This is a genomic window from Paenibacillus sp. 1A_MP2 (genome assembly GCF_052244825.1).
GTDB lineage: Bacteria > Bacillota > Bacilli > Paenibacillales > Paenibacillaceae > Paenibacillus > Paenibacillus vandeheii.
In genome coordinates this window covers 3,753,163-3,768,993 of the sequence record NZ_JBQQCS010000001.1, presented here as the reverse complement: position 1 = coordinate 3,768,993, position 15,831 = coordinate 3,753,163, and the positions used below count along the sequence as shown (strand labels likewise).

Sequence of the window (15,831 nt, the reverse complement as noted above, 5' to 3'; positions counted from 1 at the left end):
CAGATCATTCATCTGTTTAACCATTTTATTACATACGGATTTTAAACTTATTGTACTTGAAGTGAATTACCAATTAACGATCTGAATGGTCAGGTACTCTTTTACGCATTCCAGCTAAACCTAATAATCCAAGCAAACCTAGCCATCCCCAGTCCATACGTTTACCGTCATCTGTAGAATTTGCTCTTACGGTATTTGGGTTATAGTTGTTGCTGTTGTAATGGTATGTGTTATTGTCTCTTCCATCAACAGCAGCTTCTTGCACATCGTGAGCAGATGCAGGAACAGCTAGAGTAGCCATCAATAATACTGAAACTACAGCAGTTGTTAATTGTTTTTTCATAAGAGCAACCTCCTTTGATTGTGATGAGAATAAGTTCTCCCCAAAACCAAGACATTATTCCATGAATGATAATGGATCTGTAGTCATTATTTTGATGCCCTTATTTGTTGGAAATCAGCCTTTTGGGGAAAACTACCGCAAGGTTACTCAATCACCTTGAGGAGGATGCGCCCAATGAAACAAGAAATGAATTACGGAACTGATTACAAATCTGTTCCTCTAACTTCAATGGGAAATGGGGTTGACATTGAAGTATTGCCCGATTTATTTTGCTGCACTATTCAAATCGTCAACATCTGTTTAGTGGGTTACCCTGAATCTGACGAGTTCGTTTTAGTTGATGCCGGAATGCCAAAGTCATCAGATGAAATTATCTCTGTTATTGAGGAGCGTTTTGGTGTAAATAGCAAACCCCAAGCCGTCATTTTGACCCATGGACACTTTGATCATGTCGGCGGGTTAATAGAACTTGTCAAGAAGTGGGGAGTTCCCGTTTATGCACATCCACTCGAGATGCCATCCCCTACGGGAAAGGCCTACCCTGAACCAGACCCTACAGTTGAAGGGGGTTTAGTAGCAAAGATGTCCGGTTCATTCCCAAATGATCCGATAAACCTTGGGAGCAGCATAAATGCGTTACCTTCTGACGGAACTGTCCCTCACATGCCAGGGTTTACATGGATTCATACCCCAGGACATTCTCCGGGTCATGTTTCGTATTTCCGGAAGCGGGACGGAGCATTAATTGCAGGTGATGCGTTCACTACTGTGAAGCAAGAGTATATGTATAGAGTAATCACCCAGGAGTTGGAGATCAGTGGCCCTCCTCGCTATTTAACAACAGATTGGAAAGCTGCAAAGGAATCTGTTATTAAACTCAAGGAATTAAAGCCAATCAGCGCTATAACCGGTCATGGGTTGCCGATATCTGGTGAATTGCTGACAGTAAGTCTGGAAAAATTGGTTAATGAATTTGATCAACTAGCCATCCCGGATTATGGAAAGTACGTTAATTAAACTTCCTCGTAGGATTATAATTAACAATTATCGCAACTCCCAAAGAGTCCCTGACCGTTCAGAATATTTCTGAAATCATAAGTATACTTAAAAAAAAGCAAAAACCTTAGAGTATACTGCATGTGCAATATCTCTAAGGTTTTTTCTCTATTTTAGTTATTGGGTACAACGTGAAATTACTCTATTTTAAAGCTGTTACACTATTATTTATCAGAAGTTTTTCCATTCAAATCATGGTGAAGTTCTGTCGCCGGGATGACAGGCTCGTAAATTTGTCCTTTTGGTACAGGATTGGAGATATACACGAAGTCTCCGGTTCCATCTGGTGCACTCCCTTTGGCCCATAAACCTTCACCTGACTCAGTTCCCTCAGAGAGATTCCAGAACTCATAAGCTTCAGGTTGGGATTCCTGTTCTGCCTCAGGTGGGAATGAAGCCGGTACAACGACTCCGTTCTTCTCCTCCAGTTCTTGGATCGCGGCCATCCATTGATATTGATGGTAACGGTCACGTGCCAACATTTTACGGAAAGTTGCACGGACACCTTCATCGGTAGTCATATGATAGAGTCTAGCCACTTGAAGTCGACCCTGACTTTCGGCATGCAGGTTGGATCGCATATCTGCAAGAAGGTTACCACTTGCCACGATGTATGAACCGTTCCAAGGTACACCGTTAGAGTTAGTAGGTAAACCACCCAGACCGCTTACAAGTAAGTGTTGGGGATTGATACCGCCCATTATGGCTGCTGTAACCGGATCTTCAGCTGCTTTTTGTTGCTCAGCAGGTGTTGCCCCATCCAGCAATTGGCTAATCAATGCGCAGAGCATTTCGACATGGCCGATCTCTTCCGTACCGATATCCATGAGCATATCTTTGTATTTTTCTTCGCCCCTACAATTAAATCCTTGAAAAAGATACTGCATCATAACGGTCATTTCCCCGAACTGTCCACCTAACACCTCTTGGACTTGGCGTGCAAATACGGGATCCGGGCGATCTACTTTTACCTCAAATTGTAACTCTTTCTGGTGTCGAAACATATGAATCCCTCCATTAAGTAGTTGATCAATTTCAAAATGTATTTAACCTTCTCAAATGATTTTAAACAAGGGATTATAACAAAAAGACCAAGAATGGAGAGGCAGTACCTCCATTCTTGGTCTCTAAATACAATCTAATCATTTAGTAAAACATATTTTTGCTTATGTTTCGTCAGATTCGGGTCTTTTGATTTGAAGAGGTGGAGGCACTAGCCATCCTTTCTCTTTGTTCATTTGCAGTATTCTAACGCCTAGAGCCGTCTTGGTTACATGATATTTGGCAAATAATGCACCGATATCTTCTCGGATAGACTGTCCAATGACTTGACTCGCTGCAACTAACCCTAATGAAGTATCGGCTGCCAGTTTGGCTGCAATTTCAGGATCCGTGAATCTAGCGCCAGCCGGAATATCATCTAATTTCACCGGAGGTCGTTCTGGCAACATTGGGGCAGGTGCAATGCCATTTTCGGTCAACAGGGTATCACATTCTTTAATTTCAAGTTTGGCTTGATCCAGAAGATCATCCAGAAGTTTCTTAAGATCCTTGTCACCTGCATGATTCAAGAATGCTTGATAACAGGAAATGGCTCCTTTGGCAACCATGGAGCATAGCCATACACTAAAAATTTCTCCATAATGCAGCGGTTCATTTTTGGGATTGCCACTCAAAATGCCCATCTTCAATTCTCCTCCTAATACGATGTCGTTTTACCGAATTATGTTTCACCAAATCAAATCATTATATTCTTGTGAGCAACCAAACATTGGTTAGTTAACTTCTACATAAATCTAGAGTTGTAATTGGAATCAACTGGTGCATTACAGATGGCCAATCACCTAGTTGCAATAGTGGCGAACTCAAAGTTACAATGCCTCCTCAAAGATTTCCGCTTCCGTATATGCCGGAGCTTCCAAATGAGCATAGTCCGGGATTGCATGATTGAGACGATTAAATTAAGCGCTTTAATTAAAACTTAAAAAGTTGGAGGCGTCGATACGGCAATGACCAGGGTTTCTCCTCGCCATACATTTTTATAGCTATGCGGCGTCCTAGCATCGTAATAAATACTATCTCCCTCTTCAAGAACCCCCATATGGGGCCCATCTTATTTCTACTTCCCTCGCTAAGGGAATACCACGTAATACGTGAGCCTTCAGAATGTACCAATGGTTTACGTTCATTTTTTCTCACAACGATGCTTTGCTCTTTCTCTCCAAATAGATCAGTAAAATTAACATTCAACGCATTGGCAATCCTTTTTAGAACACTGATCGACGGATTCGCTTTGTCCCGTTCAATTTCGCTGAGAAAAGATAATGAAATGGATCCTGCCTTTGCTACTTCTTTAAGTGTTAATTTCTGTTTTTTGCGGGTGTTTCTAATGACCGCGCCTATAGAATTCATCTTTTATTTCTCCTACGCATTCATTTTTTTCGCTGACAGCGAAATTTTAAAGGAAGGCGATGAACCATATGACTAAGCTTCCTAAGATTTACACCGTAGGCGATACTACAGTTACCCGAGTCACGGAAATGGTAATCAGTGGCGTTCCACCTGAAATTTATTTTCCAGGTACATGGGATCCCTCTTTTTTGGAAGCGAACAAAGAATCCTTCTCAGAGGGCTTGATTGATGAAAACTCTCAACTTATCGTCAGTATTGGCACCTGGGTCGTGAAGACACCCCAGCATACAATTCTTATTGACACAGCGACAGGTAATGATAAAAATCTGCCACTGAATCCGGACCTTGCTAATCTGCATCTACCTTATCTCGAGCGACTTCAAGAGGCAGATGTTACTCCAGAAGAAGTCGATTACGTGTTACTAACTCATTTGCATGTGGATCACGTCGGTTGGAATACAAAGCTGGTTGACGGAAAATGGGTACCGACATTCCCGAATGCAACGTACGTATTTCCTATTAAAGAACAAGAGTATTACTCCAGCGAAGCGAGCCATAACAAAGAAAATGAAGCGAACTTCAACGTTTAAGAAGAGAGTGTACTTCCTGTCATTGAGGCTGGCATGACGGAAACAATTGGTCCAGAAGGCGGAAAATTTCTAGATATATTTACATTCATTCCGACTCCAGGTCACAGTATTGGACAAATGTCCATTCGTCTTTCATCAGGTGATGAAGAAGCTTTGTTCGGGGCCGATATCATGCATCATCCCTTCCAAGTCATGAGGCCAGATTGGAATTCTATGTACTGTGAATTTGGTGAGCAGGCTCGAATCTCGCGCCTCTGGGCTTTGGAATACATCGCCGATCGTCCAATTATTTATTTCAGTACGCATTTCCCAGAGAGCTCAGCCGGTTACGTCACTAGAAGCGAAAAAAGCTTCAACTGGCACTTTATCTAATACAAGAAAGAGAGGGAAAATATGATGTCTAACGATACATTCAACAAATCTATCTCCATCGTATCTGAGAAATTTAACATTGCCAGCGATACGCCGGGGATTGAGCTATCGGTCCTTAATAAACGTCCTGCATCTATGACTGCCTTCTCTAATGAGAAGACGATCGTCATGGTCCATGGTGCTACGTATCCAATTGCTAGCCTATACGATGTGGAGCTAGACGGTTTTACCTTCCTTGATTACCTCGCTAGTCATGGCTATGACGTCTATGGGGTGGATGTTCGTGGCTATGGTGGATCCACAAGACCGCCAGAAATGGATCAACCTGCCGATCAGAATCCTCCGCTTGTCCGTACAGAAACCGGAGTTCGTGACTTTGGCTCGGCTGTAGACTTCGTCCTGAAGCACCGCAATCTATCGAAGGTCAATGTACTTGGGATGTCTTGGGGCGGCACAATGGCTGGAGCATATACAAGCCTTAATAACAACAAAGTGAACAAGTTAACCCTTATTGCTCCTCAGTGGCTGAGCAATAAACCAATCCCTATTGATACTGGCGGCTCGCTTGGCTCTTATCGCCTTGTTCCACCAGGTACTACTAAAGAACGCTGGTTAAGTGCTGCTCCTGAAGGGAAACGTGACAGCTTGCTCCCTGACGGTTGGTTTGAGAAATGGGTTGAAGCAACACTGGCTTCCGATCCTAATAGCAAGACCGTACATCCTGAGCATATCCGCGCTACCAACGGGCCAATTCTAGACATACGTGAATATTGGACGGTTGGCAAAGCCTTCTATGAACCTAAAGATATCACCGTACCTGTACTCCTCATTCATGCGGAGTGGGATATTGATGTACCGTTAGATTTGGCTCAAAATTTCTTTACTTCCTTAACCGGAGCCTCATATCGCCGTTGGGTGGAAATCGGAGAAGGAACTCACATGGTTCTGCTCGAGAAAAATAGAGTTCAAGCGTTCCAAGCTGTTCAATCTTTTCTAGACGAGAATTACACACCAGCGGGTCTATAAACAACGCAACTGACTCAGCGAGGGAAGCAGAATCATTCGGTTTGAACATTCCGTTGCCCCTATAGTTTTCATTCCCAACTTCGCATTAATAGTTCCAGCGGCCCACGATTATGACGTTTCTTCCAATACACCGATGCGATTATCATAGCAACATAGAAAAGGAAAGCGTAGATCGTAGAAAATACAACACTTCCATTCTCTAACAGTCCTAGCCATTGAAGCGGGACAAGACCAAGCACAATGTGAGCAACGTAATGGGTAAGGGACAGCTGGCCCGTGCTGATTAATGCTTGCATCCATCTACTCTCTTTCCATCGCTCACCCACTTTAATGCACAGGACCATTATGGACAGCGCCGATGCGGCTGCCGAACAGAAATAGATCAGATTGGGCGGCATCGGTTTAGTTCCAAAGAGCGATTGCGTGGCTTCAGACCCCAGACCCGGCGTAAGTTCACGAATGATAAGGTGTGAAAAGAGCTCCGCCACTATCGTAATAGCGATGGTAATTCCAAGCAATCGGTTTCTGTTATCCTGTTGTTTCAGCCAATCCTTGCGCCCGATCCACAATCCAAGCAGAAAGAAGCCAAACCACGGAAAAAGGGGTGAAACCCGTTAAACAGCAGATTTCGTACAAATCCGGACCATGTCCAGAGCCCAACATACTCATGATAATTTTCTGACCAACCGTAACTGTAGTCAAGATATATCAATTGAATTTCCGTTGTTATCAGAATTAGTATCATCCATGTGAAAATCGTTTTGTCTGATAATCGGAGTAACAAGGCCGATAGCGCAATGAACAGTGCATAATAGTGAAGAATGTCAGCGCTCCAGCCCATGACTAGCAACCCGATCCCGGCCAAGAACAGAAATGCAGCCCTGCGAAATAGCGTACTTCGGATTGCCTTCAACTGTTTCACTTCTCCAGAAGCTCTCGCACGGGCCGCCATGAGGGACACACCCACGCCTGCAAGAATGACGAACAGCGCGGAAGCTCTACCCTCGAAAAGTTCTGTTGCAAACCTCAACCATTGAGGTTCTCCATTTTGAGCCTCCATAGCTAATTTATAATTGACTATCATCATACCTATAATGGCCATCGCTCTAGCCAGGTCCAGGCCGATGATTCTTCCATACGGTACCTTGACTTGCATGTCTTTCCCCCCGGCAACCTGGATGTTATCCGATTTTATGGCTGCAACGCATTCGTTAGATGATTGGATTGCAGGAAATGAGTAATTTCCTCCATGTATCCCTTGACTGTAATATCCCTCGGCGCAAACAGGCTAATCAACAAAGCACGCGTGGGCGAATCGGCTGTCGCAGTAGAGAGCATGGAATGCTCTGTAGCCTTTAACATTCTGACATGTAACAGATCAGATGGAGATATGTGTTCCTTGTATACTTCTTCTGTTTCCTTTATATCCACATGAATATCATGATCTCCAAGCATGAGCAGGACTGGCGAATTAAAATTGTAAATATCGTTGGTAGCATCGGCAAGATAATTCTTGCTCACGAAGTTCCACCGATCTTTGGACATGACATTGTCAGGGCCCGCAGCACTCACATATTCAGCATAGGAAGCGCCTGCCTTTAGCAAATCCTTAATACGGTTATCTGCATTCACCTGCTCCTCAATCTCAAGCGAGGATCGACCTTCTTTTGTCATTTGACTACGCGTGTTGTATTCCCCTGTGTCAGCCAATTGATTGCTGGAGAGACGAGAATACTAAAGGCTAACTGTTCTTTGCCCGCCAGTTTGGGAATAACCCATCCTGCCTGGCTCGCGCCCCATACGCCGATGCGATTCGCGTCGATTTCTGGCTGCTGCCTCGCCCAGGCCAACACCTGTTGTGCTTCCTCCACTCGATCTTCCATAGTCTGGTCCAGCCAGTTACCTTCTGATCCGCTAATTCCGCGTTTGTCCATCGACAATGAAGCATAGCCCAGCGAAGCAAGTCGTTCCCAAAGCGGTTTATATCCATCATCGTGCGTTGCATCAATTGCACCATCTCCATGAATAAACAACACCAAACCAAGCTTGCTGCTATAGTGCTCAGGTAATATTAGCACTCCCGTCAGCTTGCCTTGTGGCGTGCTAATTTCTACGGCTTGTTCGATCATGTCAAAACTGTTCTGTTTTAAAATATATGCACCCGTTCCTCCAAAGAACAGCAGGATGATTAAGAGTGGAATCCCCCATTTTTTCTTCATTTTTATCGACATTCCTTTCCCGTTTTCATTCTATATTTCGCGAATCATATAAATTCGTTCCATATGAATCGTTGGCTGGATGCTCACTGATTCTCCCCTTTTCCGTAGCGTCACTTTCAACTGAATCAATACGAGCAAGCAGTTCGTAATGTATGCTTTCTTGTGTAAACAGCGACAAGTATGACTTCTCCACAAGAATTTGGGTACCGTCAAATTCAGTTTATGGCAATCCGCAAAGGCTTGGAATTGAGCGGTATGTTGCTCAAGCCCTTCTTCCCCTGGATCGAGAAACGGTATGATAAATACTCGCCAGCTCGCAACACAATGTCTCCTGGAGTGTCTTGCATTTGGGTGCACAACATCACACGAGATCCGCCTTCGTATATGTAATGAATGTCGGTTTCGAACAGTGTTGGCAACTTATCCTGCTGCTCGGTCAACATGCGAGCATTTAGCTCGGTCTCAATGTCCGTTTCGAACCATGAAGACAGAGCGAACGAATCACGTTGAATCACCTGAAAGGAAGGTGTCTTCTGTCCATATCGCTCGTTCTCGTCCAGCACCTTCCCGATCAAATCGCTTAATTTTCGAAGCTTGTGCATCTCCTCCTCGATCTTGGAAACCGACTGTTCGAGCAATTCTTTCATGTCATCCGGCGTCCCTTGGTCACTCCAATCCCGAATAGCTTGTACAGACAAGCCCGCCTTTCGAAGCAACAAAATATGTGAAAGCCGATAAATCTCATGAATGCCATACATCCGATATTGATTTTCGTCCATGTAGGACGGATACAATATGCCTTTTTCCTCGAAATAGCGAATTTGATGCACGGATACACCCATGAGTTTAGCGAACTCGCTAATGGTAATTTCCGGTTTCAACTGTTTTCTCCCCATCTCCTTGAATATGAGTTAAGCATACACCTTAGGTCAGACCTAAGGTCAAGTCATGAAAAATAAAAAAAGAATTTGAATCGCTTCTCTCGAAGTATATGCTTGTCTAACTTCCAACAAAAACGTGTATCTATATATTAAAAAAAGCCACAAAATTAGCGCGGCTGATATCACCTACGTTTGTTACCAACTACACACAATAAAAAATAACCCGTTGATTTAGCTCAACGGGTTTTAAAAACTCAATTTGTTTACATATTTATCAACTGATCTTTGAAGCTGTATATTCTCTTTATCTGGGGCGCTCATAATAAAAATTGCGATCTTCTGAGATGTAAAAGAAACCATGGATTGAACATCTTCTTTGATACGTTCATCCTGATACGGACAATTCCATCTATATACACATTTGACCAGGACTGTCCTATTATACTTAAAAATTTCTCGAAGCTTCCAGTAAGCGATTCGACAAATCATTTAGACTGGCTAATGTCTCTTCAATTTCCTTGAATTCCACGGACTGACGCAGCACCGTCGCGTCGACCGCGGAGGTCTTGGAGAGAATCGTCTCTACCTTCTCCCTCATACGGCCGATACGCTCTTCGGCTTGCTGTACCGCATTCACACTATCGCCGGCCAGCTTACGCACTTCGTTGGCTACAACCTGGAACGTTCTACCTGCGCTGCCTGCACGTGTCGCTTCAATACCAGCATTAAGTCCAATGATGTTCGTCTGCGTGGCGATCCTTTTTACTACATCGGTAATCTTCGTTGTCTCCAGAACTTCTTTCTTCGTTTGATCCGCTGACTTGCTCATCGATTCCTGTGCTTCCCGAAGCTCTTTGGACGTTTGCAGCAAATTGCTTATACTTGCCGTAATTTGTGTATTGGCCGAAACGAGCAGTTCTGCCAAGTCAGACAGCTTGGACTGCCTGGCCAAGCTAACTCCGAACGCAATCGCGCCGACCACCTCATCGTTCTCATTGATTACAGGAATGGCAATTGTGCGCGATGGGATGCCAAACACTTCTTTCGGAATAGACTTGATGGCCATTTGTCTGGTTGTCATCGCAATTTCAATACCTTGACCTTTGGAGATTAGTGAACCAGGTTTTACATCCAATGGATTGCTGCGGTCTGGCGAATAAAATATTAATTTCTCTTTGTCAGAGATAGCTAGCGCAATATCTTCTTTCTGGCAAAGCTGGGCAAAAAACGGCGCAGCTTTGAAAATACTCTCCAATAATTCAGAGCGACTTGCTGTGAGTTCCAATTAAACCTCTCCTCTATACGCATAATAACTCCACTTTATGTACTCAAATTATATTGTACCTTTAAAATGTTATTTCATTGTTAAGCGTATTTCGTATACTTTACATACATATCGTTGCTCCGAGGGCCAATACATAAGACACGACGATCAAAATCGTTTACGGATGGATGATCTTGGTACCTGTATTTTCTTCACGAAGTTGGTACTGATATTTCCCTCTTGGCAAGAGCTATCAAGAAATCAATGCAGTAAAAAGACACTGATATTTTATTCATCAGTGTCTTTTTATTGATACTTTTCCACAAACATCATGTTTCATCGTTGACTCAAACTAATTCACTTTAGCCCTTTTCACTCTAACTAATTTAAAGCAACTTAATGATCTCTTCTAGTTCATCCACTAATACTTTTGCAAATTCAAAATTAGTATCTTTCAAAGCCAATTCTATTTTCATTTCAACTGATTTTTTCTTTTGTTCCGTTTCTAAATAGTCTCTATTAAAGTGACTCGCATAAATCCTCTCTCTAAATTCTTCCATACTCATTTTTCTAATCGTTTTATCCTCAATGATTAAAACATAATCCATACCATTTACAACAGAATAGAAATCATGAGAAATCATGAGAATCGCACCTTTATAGTCCTCAATGGCTTTCTCCAGTGCTATTTGTGTATAGGTGTCTAAATGGCTTGTCGGTTCATCAAGAAGCAATACGTTTGCTTTGCTGGCAGAAATTTTAGCCAATTGAAGCAGGTTTTTTCTCCACCAGATAAAGATTCTATCTTTTGATCAAGGATTTCTCCTTCAAAGCCATAGTTTGAAAGATACGATCTAATCTCATCATACGTTTTAAACCCGGCATCGATGAACTCATTTAGTATCGTATTGGAATCCTCTAGCGTTTCGCCTTGAAGCTGAGACAAATAAGCCACTTTAACATCAGCATTGATTTCAATGGAATCATGATTATTTTTAAAGATTTCCCGAAGCAAAGTCGTTTTACCGGTACCGTTTGGGCCGATAATAGCTACTTTATCTGTAGATTTGATCTCAAAGTTAACATTTTCTAAAAGCAGCTCATCAAAGGAAACACTATAATCATGGACATTTACTATAACGGTGTCTTCCATTTCATGATCGATACCAAACGTAATATCCGGCTGCTTAATATCAACAAATGGCGCTTTGATTCTACGTGCTTCCAATCTTTCTTGAAACCTAACTCTGGCTTTTAACGCTCTGCCTCTGGAGGCTTCCGAATTATACGTGGCGATCTCTCTAAGATTGTCGATGATGTGATCGTATCTCTCAATTTCTTCAGCTTCAGCAACCGCGATTTCTTGCAGCTCGATCTTAGTCTGAAGCAGCGAGAAGTTATAATCAATATATCGCCCATCAAACTCTTGGATCTCCGTGTTTTCAAGGTGTATAATTTTGTTGAAACAATGATTCAATAGATATCGGTTGTGCGTAACAACTAGCAGCATTCCCTTGTGGGAATTAATAAGTTTTTTAAGCGCATTTAGGTTTTCAAAGTCCAAAAATACATCGGGTTCGTCCATAATCATTAAGTCTGGACGATTAAGCATTTCCTTCATCACTTGAATAAGTTTGAATTCCCCACCACTCACGTCGGATATACTAAGATCTTTGAGCTTCATGAGGTTGGCCAAGTTTAGTTGCTTATTAATGGTGTTTTCGTAATTATCCCCATCCATCGAATCGAATGCGTCTAAAGCGAATTGAACCTTTTCCAGCAACGAATCCATATCTGATGTGGTTTCCATTTCAGCATAAATCGATGTAATTTCATCTTGTATCTTAATAAATTCTTCTCCGATATATTCAAAGACGGTCATTTCTTTCGTTTTGTCAACTTGCAAGAACTGACTCACATACCCTATTCTGCAATCTGGGTCTATCTCTAACTTGCCATCGAACAAATATCTTTCCGGATCCATCAGTATATCGATCAATGTACTTTTTCCACTGCCGCTTGTTCCTATAAAAGCGCAATGTTGTCCCTCTTCAAGCGTAAATGAGATGTCTTTATATAGTTCCTTTTGCGGAAATGAGAAGGATAAGTTATCAACTTTTATCATAGTGTTACCTTTCTTTATAACTAAAATGGTGACTATTATTGAATTTCTTGTCGAACACAGACTTTTAGAGTAACACTGTTTACCCCCAAGTACAATCCATTTCTAGCTCTTACCCTCCCTTCGAGATTCTAATACTTTTTTCGAATGGTGGCTTGTTGGACGATTTTCAGAATCAACCATTGCTTACGACAATGAAGATCCATCAAAAACGATGGAAGAAAAAGCCGCCTGGACGTTTATCCACTCCCATGAAAATACATCAAACAAAATCATGATGCTGTTCAAATCATTCCTGGAAATGCAGGGAAATGAACAAAAAAAGTGTATCCTGCCGCAATACGGAGGCTACACTTTTTATTTGTGTAACATGTTAACTGCTGTATTTATTTTCCAACATTTGTTCCACGTATTGTATGACTGTAGTGTTCGGTTTTGTATACTCATACGCGGTTTAATTTTTAACTGAATTCCAAGCAAGTTATAAAATCATTAGTAGTTTTATATCGTTGTTCTCGATCCTTACTAACTGCTCGTAAAGCGACCTCGTAAAGTGATCTGTTTGCTTCCCATTTTGAAAACGAATGATCGATTTCACCACCAATTAATCCAAAAGCGATAGCTCCCATCGTGAAAACATTCGTTCTTGCATCAATAGGTGCACCTAATATAAACTCTTTCGGAGATTTCGAACGTCTTGCTCCCCAAAAGTTCTCCCTCGTGTCATTTACGGAAGGTGCCAACCTGTAGAAGTCGATGTCACAGATCATGGTTAAATCCTTTGAAAAATCATAGAGAATACTACTATCATAAAAATCAACCGCAACGTAGCCTTTGGCCTCCACTTATTTGTGGAACTCATATATGGCATCAAGTGACTGCAACCTTTTCTCTATGGATAACTGTTTGAATCTGTAGAAAGGCGATTCAGGATGACTATGTTTGGTTAAACGGCAAAAAACTAATGTGAATGCAGGCATGCGCCATTAAATCATTCATATATAGCAGCATACCCATCTTTCGTTTCAAAATGATCGATAAGACTAATGAGATATGGATGTTCTAAGGTCTTGTACAACGGCACGGCAACCATTAACCTAGAAATTGCATCTCTAGGGCTTCCGGAAAACGGTACCATACATTGTCAATCTTGAACTTAATCGGCTGTTGATTCATATAATCGTCCCCCTCAACTTTGGGGATTCACGTAGTTTCCAGGGCTATTTATACGTAATCCCCTGATTTTTATTTGCCCTATTATCGATTAAATATCTTCTCATAAGACATCACTCCTCTCATTTCTAATTTTAGGGATAACACAATGTTCCTGTTCCTCGACACTAGTCTCCTATATAACTTCATATGAAGCTGCCGATCAGCGTCGACAGCTTCATGCTGGTCATTAATTTTAATCATTGTCTCTCGTTTGAGTTGTACCTGTTTCCTCTTCATAACCCCCAGGAATGTTGAAAAATCCAAGTTTATCCGGATTTCGGATAAGATAAATGTTGCGAATTGAATGTCCTTCATTATGGATCAGCGCTACAGTATCGACTTGCTCACCTAAACGGATAACGACTCCGATTTGACCGTTGATCTCGCTCATCTCTAAATGAATACCGCCCTCATGTTGGAATGATTTATGGAAAATACCAAAAAGGAATTTGGTAACAGCAACACGGTATGTGATCGGGCGAACAGCGGCAAGAACTTTTCCACCCCCATCGGAGATGAGCACGACATCGTCTGCTAGCATAGAAATAACCTGCTCTGTGTTGTTTTGCTCTAGCGCGGAAACAAACCTGCGAATCCACGTCTCTCTATGAGTATCGGCAACATCACGCTCCATCCCACTGATACCCATCTTTTCCCTAGCCCGACTAAAAATCTTCCTGCAGTTCACCTCGCTTTTACCGATGATCTCGGCTATACCCGCATACTCGATACCGAGAGCTTCCCGCAATACGAACACTGCCCTTTCTGCTGGAGAAAGCTTCTCTAGCAGTACCAAGACTGCATAGGATAGCAGCTCATCGCGGACTATGAAATTGAGCGGATCGTCCTCCGAAGTCAGGATGGGTTCAGGAGCCACTCTCCGACATAGTGTTCCCTCCGCCGACGAGCCGATTTATACAGGTCCCGGCAGCGATTGACGACCATTTTACACAAATACGCCTTTGGCTCTTCGGTCAGACCAGCCGGGTTTACATCGCAAACTTTCATAAAAACGTCCTGTACGGCGTCTTCCGCATCGGACCATGTTCCTGTCATCTGATAAGCCAGTGTGAGCAATAACTTTTTATATTGTCTGTATAGCTCCTCCATCTTCACCACCTCCTATTCCGTCTCCATTCCTATTCAATTCTTTAACATACTAGCTGTATCCCAAGTATAATTTTTAATTTTCCAACTCAATCTACCTGTGATGACGAAATCGAGCCCCCATTTGTTCACCCAGGTTAAACCTTTGTCAGGACCTAGCCCGATGCTAAACGATTTAATATAGCTTTCATGAACCGGTGCTGGGTGTCCTTTGAGGTCTGCTAGCATAATTCTGGCAAGCCGAGCCGCTTGGGGAATTGCTTCCTTGCACGTCTTGCCATCGACATGCCCGTTAATCGGGTCCACGATTCTGGCGCAGTCACCGATACTGTATATACCGGGCATATTCGCTACCCTGTAACTGACGTCAACATGCACGTATCCTTCGGGCGTAACAGGCAAGCCGATCGTGGGCAACATGGGATTGGGCTGCAGCCCAAGTGTCCATATACACAGGCCTACTGGCTGCCTTTCGCCACTCGATAACCATAGAACCCCTTCTTTTTCCTTGATTACACGTTTATTATGCATGGTGTTTATTCCGATGTCTTGGAGGAGATGTTCCAGCTTCATTCCTACTTTAGCGGGACCGTCTAGAAATAGACGTTGGTGTGCATTGTACAGAGTAATTTTTACGGCTTGGGGGTCAAGTCCCAGCTGTTTAGCATCCTTGCGAGCGTTGTAAGCAAGCTCAGCTGCAGTCTCTATACCGCTGATACCAGCTCCTGCAATCGCAATTTGCATCAATCGCTCTCGTTCTCTTGGGTTATTTTCAGAAACTGCTTGCTTTAGATTAGCAAGCCACACACTTCGAATCTTTAGCGCATTTTCTATTGAGGTAAGTGCAATTCCACCATGTTCACGTTCCGGATGCCGGATTACGCTGCCCGCGGTCACCACGAGCATATCGTAGTTTATCTCATGTTCCATTCCGAAAGGATTCACATACAGCAGCTTCTTCTCTTCCGCATTGATGTTTGAGACGATTGCCTGCACCAATTCAACTCCGTCCGGAAACAGTTTAGTCAATGGGATTCGTATTTCTTCATTTGTAACGGCTGGTCTAAACATTAGTACTTTACGCAGATGGAAAGAGTTTTTGTCAATTATGACTAGTCGTAGCGGATACTTATTTACCTGATCCTTGAACAATTTCCGGATTTCCTTAACAGCATGAATTCCCGCATATCCGGCACCAATGACGACGCAAGTCCATGTTTTCAT

18 protein-coding genes and 2 pseudogenes are annotated in these 15,831 nt (G+C 42.7%); 5 read left to right on the top strand and 15 right to left on the bottom strand.

Annotated elements, in window-relative coordinates; genetic code table 11:
* Positions 1-73: 73 nt before the first annotated feature.
* The gene (locus tag ACTWJ7_RS18520) at positions 74-343 is read right to left on the bottom strand and encodes a WGxxGxxG family protein (protein WP_443145748.1); all 270 of its coding nucleotides are present in this window, start codon (positions 341-343) and stop codon (positions 74-76) included.
* Between the two features lie 174 nt (positions 344-517).
* On the opposite strand from ACTWJ7_RS18520, the gene ACTWJ7_RS18515 reads away from it, so the two are divergent.
* Positions 518-1,360 (top strand): MBL fold metallo-hydrolase, encoded by an 843-nt coding sequence (locus tag ACTWJ7_RS18515; protein WP_443145747.1) that lies wholly within the window; start codon positions 518-520, stop codon positions 1,358-1,360.
* Between the two features lie 203 nt (positions 1,361-1,563).
* Here ACTWJ7_RS18515 and ACTWJ7_RS18510 read toward each other — a convergent pair whose 3' ends face one another.
* The gene (locus tag ACTWJ7_RS18510; protein ID WP_079345330.1) at positions 1,564-2,403 is read right to left on the bottom strand and encodes a manganese catalase family protein; all 840 of its coding nucleotides are present in this window, start codon (positions 2,401-2,403) and stop codon (positions 1,564-1,566) included.
* A 162-nt stretch (positions 2,404-2,565) separates the two neighbouring features.
* Positions 2,566-3,084 carry a DUF3231 family protein gene (locus ACTWJ7_RS18505; protein ID WP_079345328.1) on the bottom strand — a complete coding sequence of 173 codons (519 nt, stop codon included), beginning with the start codon at positions 3,082-3,084 and terminating at the stop codon, positions 2,566-2,568.
* Between the two features lie 140 nt (positions 3,085-3,224).
* On the opposite strand from ACTWJ7_RS18505, the pseudogene ACTWJ7_RS18500 reads away from it, so the two are divergent.
* Positions 3,225-3,350 (top strand): annotated as a pseudogene (locus ACTWJ7_RS18500) (manganese catalase family protein); the annotation flags it as partial.
* A gap of 23 nt (positions 3,351-3,373) precedes the next feature.
* On the opposite strand, the gene ACTWJ7_RS18495 reads toward ACTWJ7_RS18500, so the two are convergent.
* Positions 3,374-3,811, bottom strand: a complete 438-nt coding sequence (locus ACTWJ7_RS18495; RefSeq protein ID WP_443145746.1) for a helix-turn-helix domain-containing protein — start codon at positions 3,809-3,811, stop codon at positions 3,374-3,376.
* Positions 3,812-3,879: 68 nt separating this feature from the next.
* Between ACTWJ7_RS18495 and ACTWJ7_RS18490 the strand changes: the two genes are divergently transcribed.
* From ACTWJ7_RS18490 to ACTWJ7_RS18480, 3 genes are read left to right on the top strand one after another with little or no spacing between them, the layout of a single operon-like run.
* Positions 3,880-4,401: an MBL fold metallo-hydrolase gene (locus ACTWJ7_RS18490; protein WP_443145745.1), complete on the top strand. Its 522-nt coding sequence runs from the start codon at positions 3,880-3,882 to the stop codon at positions 4,399-4,401.
* 33 nt (positions 4,402-4,434) lie between these two features.
* A complete protein-coding gene (locus tag ACTWJ7_RS18485) occupies positions 4,435-4,773 on the top strand; it encodes a hypothetical protein (RefSeq protein WP_443145744.1) in 339 nt (112 codons plus the stop codon).
* Positions 4,774-4,794: 21 nt separating this feature from the next.
* On the top strand, positions 4,795-5,799 hold the full coding sequence (locus ACTWJ7_RS18480) for an alpha/beta hydrolase (RefSeq protein ID WP_443145743.1): 1,005 nt from the start codon (positions 4,795-4,797) through the stop codon (positions 5,797-5,799).
* 68 nt (positions 5,800-5,867) lie between these two features.
* Here ACTWJ7_RS18480 and ACTWJ7_RS18475 read toward each other — a convergent pair whose 3' ends face one another.
* The 11 genes and pseudogenes from ACTWJ7_RS18475 to ACTWJ7_RS18425 form a co-directional block, all read right to left on the bottom strand.
* Positions 5,868-6,368, bottom strand: coding sequence for a DUF418 domain-containing protein (locus ACTWJ7_RS18475; RefSeq protein ID WP_443145742.1), 501 nt, complete (start codon positions 6,366-6,368; stop codon positions 5,868-5,870).
* Positions 6,341-6,955 carry a heparan-alpha-glucosaminide N-acetyltransferase domain-containing protein gene (locus ACTWJ7_RS18470; RefSeq protein ID WP_443145741.1) on the bottom strand — a complete coding sequence of 205 codons (615 nt, stop codon included), beginning with the start codon at positions 6,953-6,955 and terminating at the stop codon, positions 6,341-6,343. The genes ACTWJ7_RS18475 and ACTWJ7_RS18470 overlap by 28 nt, the downstream gene beginning before the upstream one ends.
* Positions 6,956-6,990: 35 nt before the next feature.
* A complete protein-coding gene (locus tag ACTWJ7_RS18465; protein ID WP_443145740.1) occupies positions 6,991-7,473 on the bottom strand; it encodes a hypothetical protein in 483 nt (160 codons plus the stop codon).
* On the bottom strand, positions 7,470-8,018 hold the full coding sequence (locus ACTWJ7_RS18460) for an alpha/beta hydrolase family protein (protein ID WP_443145739.1): 549 nt from the start codon (positions 8,016-8,018) through the stop codon (positions 7,470-7,472). Before ACTWJ7_RS18460 ends, ACTWJ7_RS18465 begins: the two co-directional genes overlap by 4 nt.
* A gap of 215 nt (positions 8,019-8,233) precedes the next feature.
* The gene (locus ACTWJ7_RS18455; protein WP_443145738.1) at positions 8,234-8,899 is read right to left on the bottom strand and encodes a helix-turn-helix domain-containing protein; all 666 of its coding nucleotides are present in this window, start codon (positions 8,897-8,899) and stop codon (positions 8,234-8,236) included.
* 445 nt (positions 8,900-9,344) lie between these two features.
* Positions 9,345-10,184, bottom strand: a complete 840-nt coding sequence (locus ACTWJ7_RS18450) for a methyl-accepting chemotaxis protein (protein WP_079345316.1) — start codon at positions 10,182-10,184, stop codon at positions 9,345-9,347.
* Positions 10,185-10,549: 365 nt separating this feature from the next.
* Positions 10,550-12,288: pseudogene (locus ACTWJ7_RS18445) on the bottom strand (ABC-F family ATP-binding cassette domain-containing protein).
* 458 nt (positions 12,289-12,746) lie between these two features.
* Positions 12,747-13,130 (bottom strand): hypothetical protein, encoded by a 384-nt coding sequence (locus tag ACTWJ7_RS18440; protein ID WP_079345312.1) that lies wholly within the window; start codon positions 13,128-13,130, stop codon positions 12,747-12,749.
* Between the two features lie 563 nt (positions 13,131-13,693).
* The gene (locus tag ACTWJ7_RS18435) at positions 13,694-14,377 is read right to left on the bottom strand and encodes a sigma factor-like helix-turn-helix DNA-binding protein (protein ID WP_443145737.1); all 684 of its coding nucleotides are present in this window, start codon (positions 14,375-14,377) and stop codon (positions 13,694-13,696) included.
* Positions 14,356-14,610 (bottom strand): sigma factor, encoded by a 255-nt coding sequence (locus ACTWJ7_RS18430; protein WP_443145736.1) that lies wholly within the window; start codon positions 14,608-14,610, stop codon positions 14,356-14,358. The genes ACTWJ7_RS18435 and ACTWJ7_RS18430 overlap by 22 nt, the downstream gene beginning before the upstream one ends.
* Before the next feature lie 33 nt (positions 14,611-14,643).
* Entirely contained in the window at positions 14,644-15,831 is a 1,188-nt protein-coding gene (locus tag ACTWJ7_RS18425; protein ID WP_301876986.1) for an NAD(P)/FAD-dependent oxidoreductase, read from the bottom strand.

What these genes read in the sequence shown, in the direction of transcription:
- ACTWJ7_RS18510 (WP_079345330.1), bottom strand. Translation starts at nt 2,403, where the DNA reads ATGTTTCGACACCAGAAAGAGTTACAATTTGAGGTAAAAGTAGATCGC.
- ACTWJ7_RS18480 (WP_443145743.1), top strand. Translation starts at nt 4,795, where the DNA reads ATGATGTCTAACGATACATTCAACAAATCTATCTCCATCGTATCTGAG.
- ACTWJ7_RS18465 (WP_443145740.1), bottom strand. Translation starts at nt 7,473, where the DNA reads ATGACAAAAGAAGGTCGATCCTCGCTTGAGATTGAGGAGCAGGTGAAT.
- ACTWJ7_RS18490 (WP_443145745.1), top strand. Translation starts at nt 3,880, where the DNA reads ATGACTAAGCTTCCTAAGATTTACACCGTAGGCGATACTACAGTTACC.
- ACTWJ7_RS18430 (WP_443145736.1), bottom strand. Translation starts at nt 14,610, where the DNA reads ATGGAGGAGCTATACAGACAATATAAAAAGTTATTGCTCACACTGGCT.
- ACTWJ7_RS18495 (WP_443145746.1), bottom strand. Translation starts at nt 3,811, where the DNA reads ATGAATTCTATAGGCGCGGTCATTAGAAACACCCGCAAAAAACAGAAA.
- ACTWJ7_RS18485 (WP_443145744.1), top strand. Translation starts at nt 4,435, where the DNA reads ATGACGGAAACAATTGGTCCAGAAGGCGGAAAATTTCTAGATATATTT.
- ACTWJ7_RS18425 (WP_301876986.1), bottom strand. Translation starts at nt 15,831, where the DNA reads ATGAAAACATGGACTTGCGTCGTCATTGGTGCCGGATATGCGGGAATT.
- ACTWJ7_RS18460 (WP_443145739.1), bottom strand. Translation starts at nt 8,018, where the DNA reads ATGAAGAAAAAATGGGGGATTCCACTCTTAATCATCCTGCTGTTCTTT.
- ACTWJ7_RS18520 (WP_443145748.1), bottom strand. Translation starts at nt 343, where the DNA reads ATGAAAAAACAATTAACAACTGCTGTAGTTTCAGTATTATTGATGGCT.
- ACTWJ7_RS18515 (WP_443145747.1), top strand. Translation starts at nt 518, where the DNA reads ATGAAACAAGAAATGAATTACGGAACTGATTACAAATCTGTTCCTCTA.
- ACTWJ7_RS18470 (WP_443145741.1), bottom strand. Translation starts at nt 6,955, where the DNA reads ATGCAAGTCAAGGTACCGTATGGAAGAATCATCGGCCTGGACCTGGCT.
- ACTWJ7_RS18505 (WP_079345328.1), bottom strand. Translation starts at nt 3,084, where the DNA reads ATGGGCATTTTGAGTGGCAATCCCAAAAATGAACCGCTGCATTATGGA.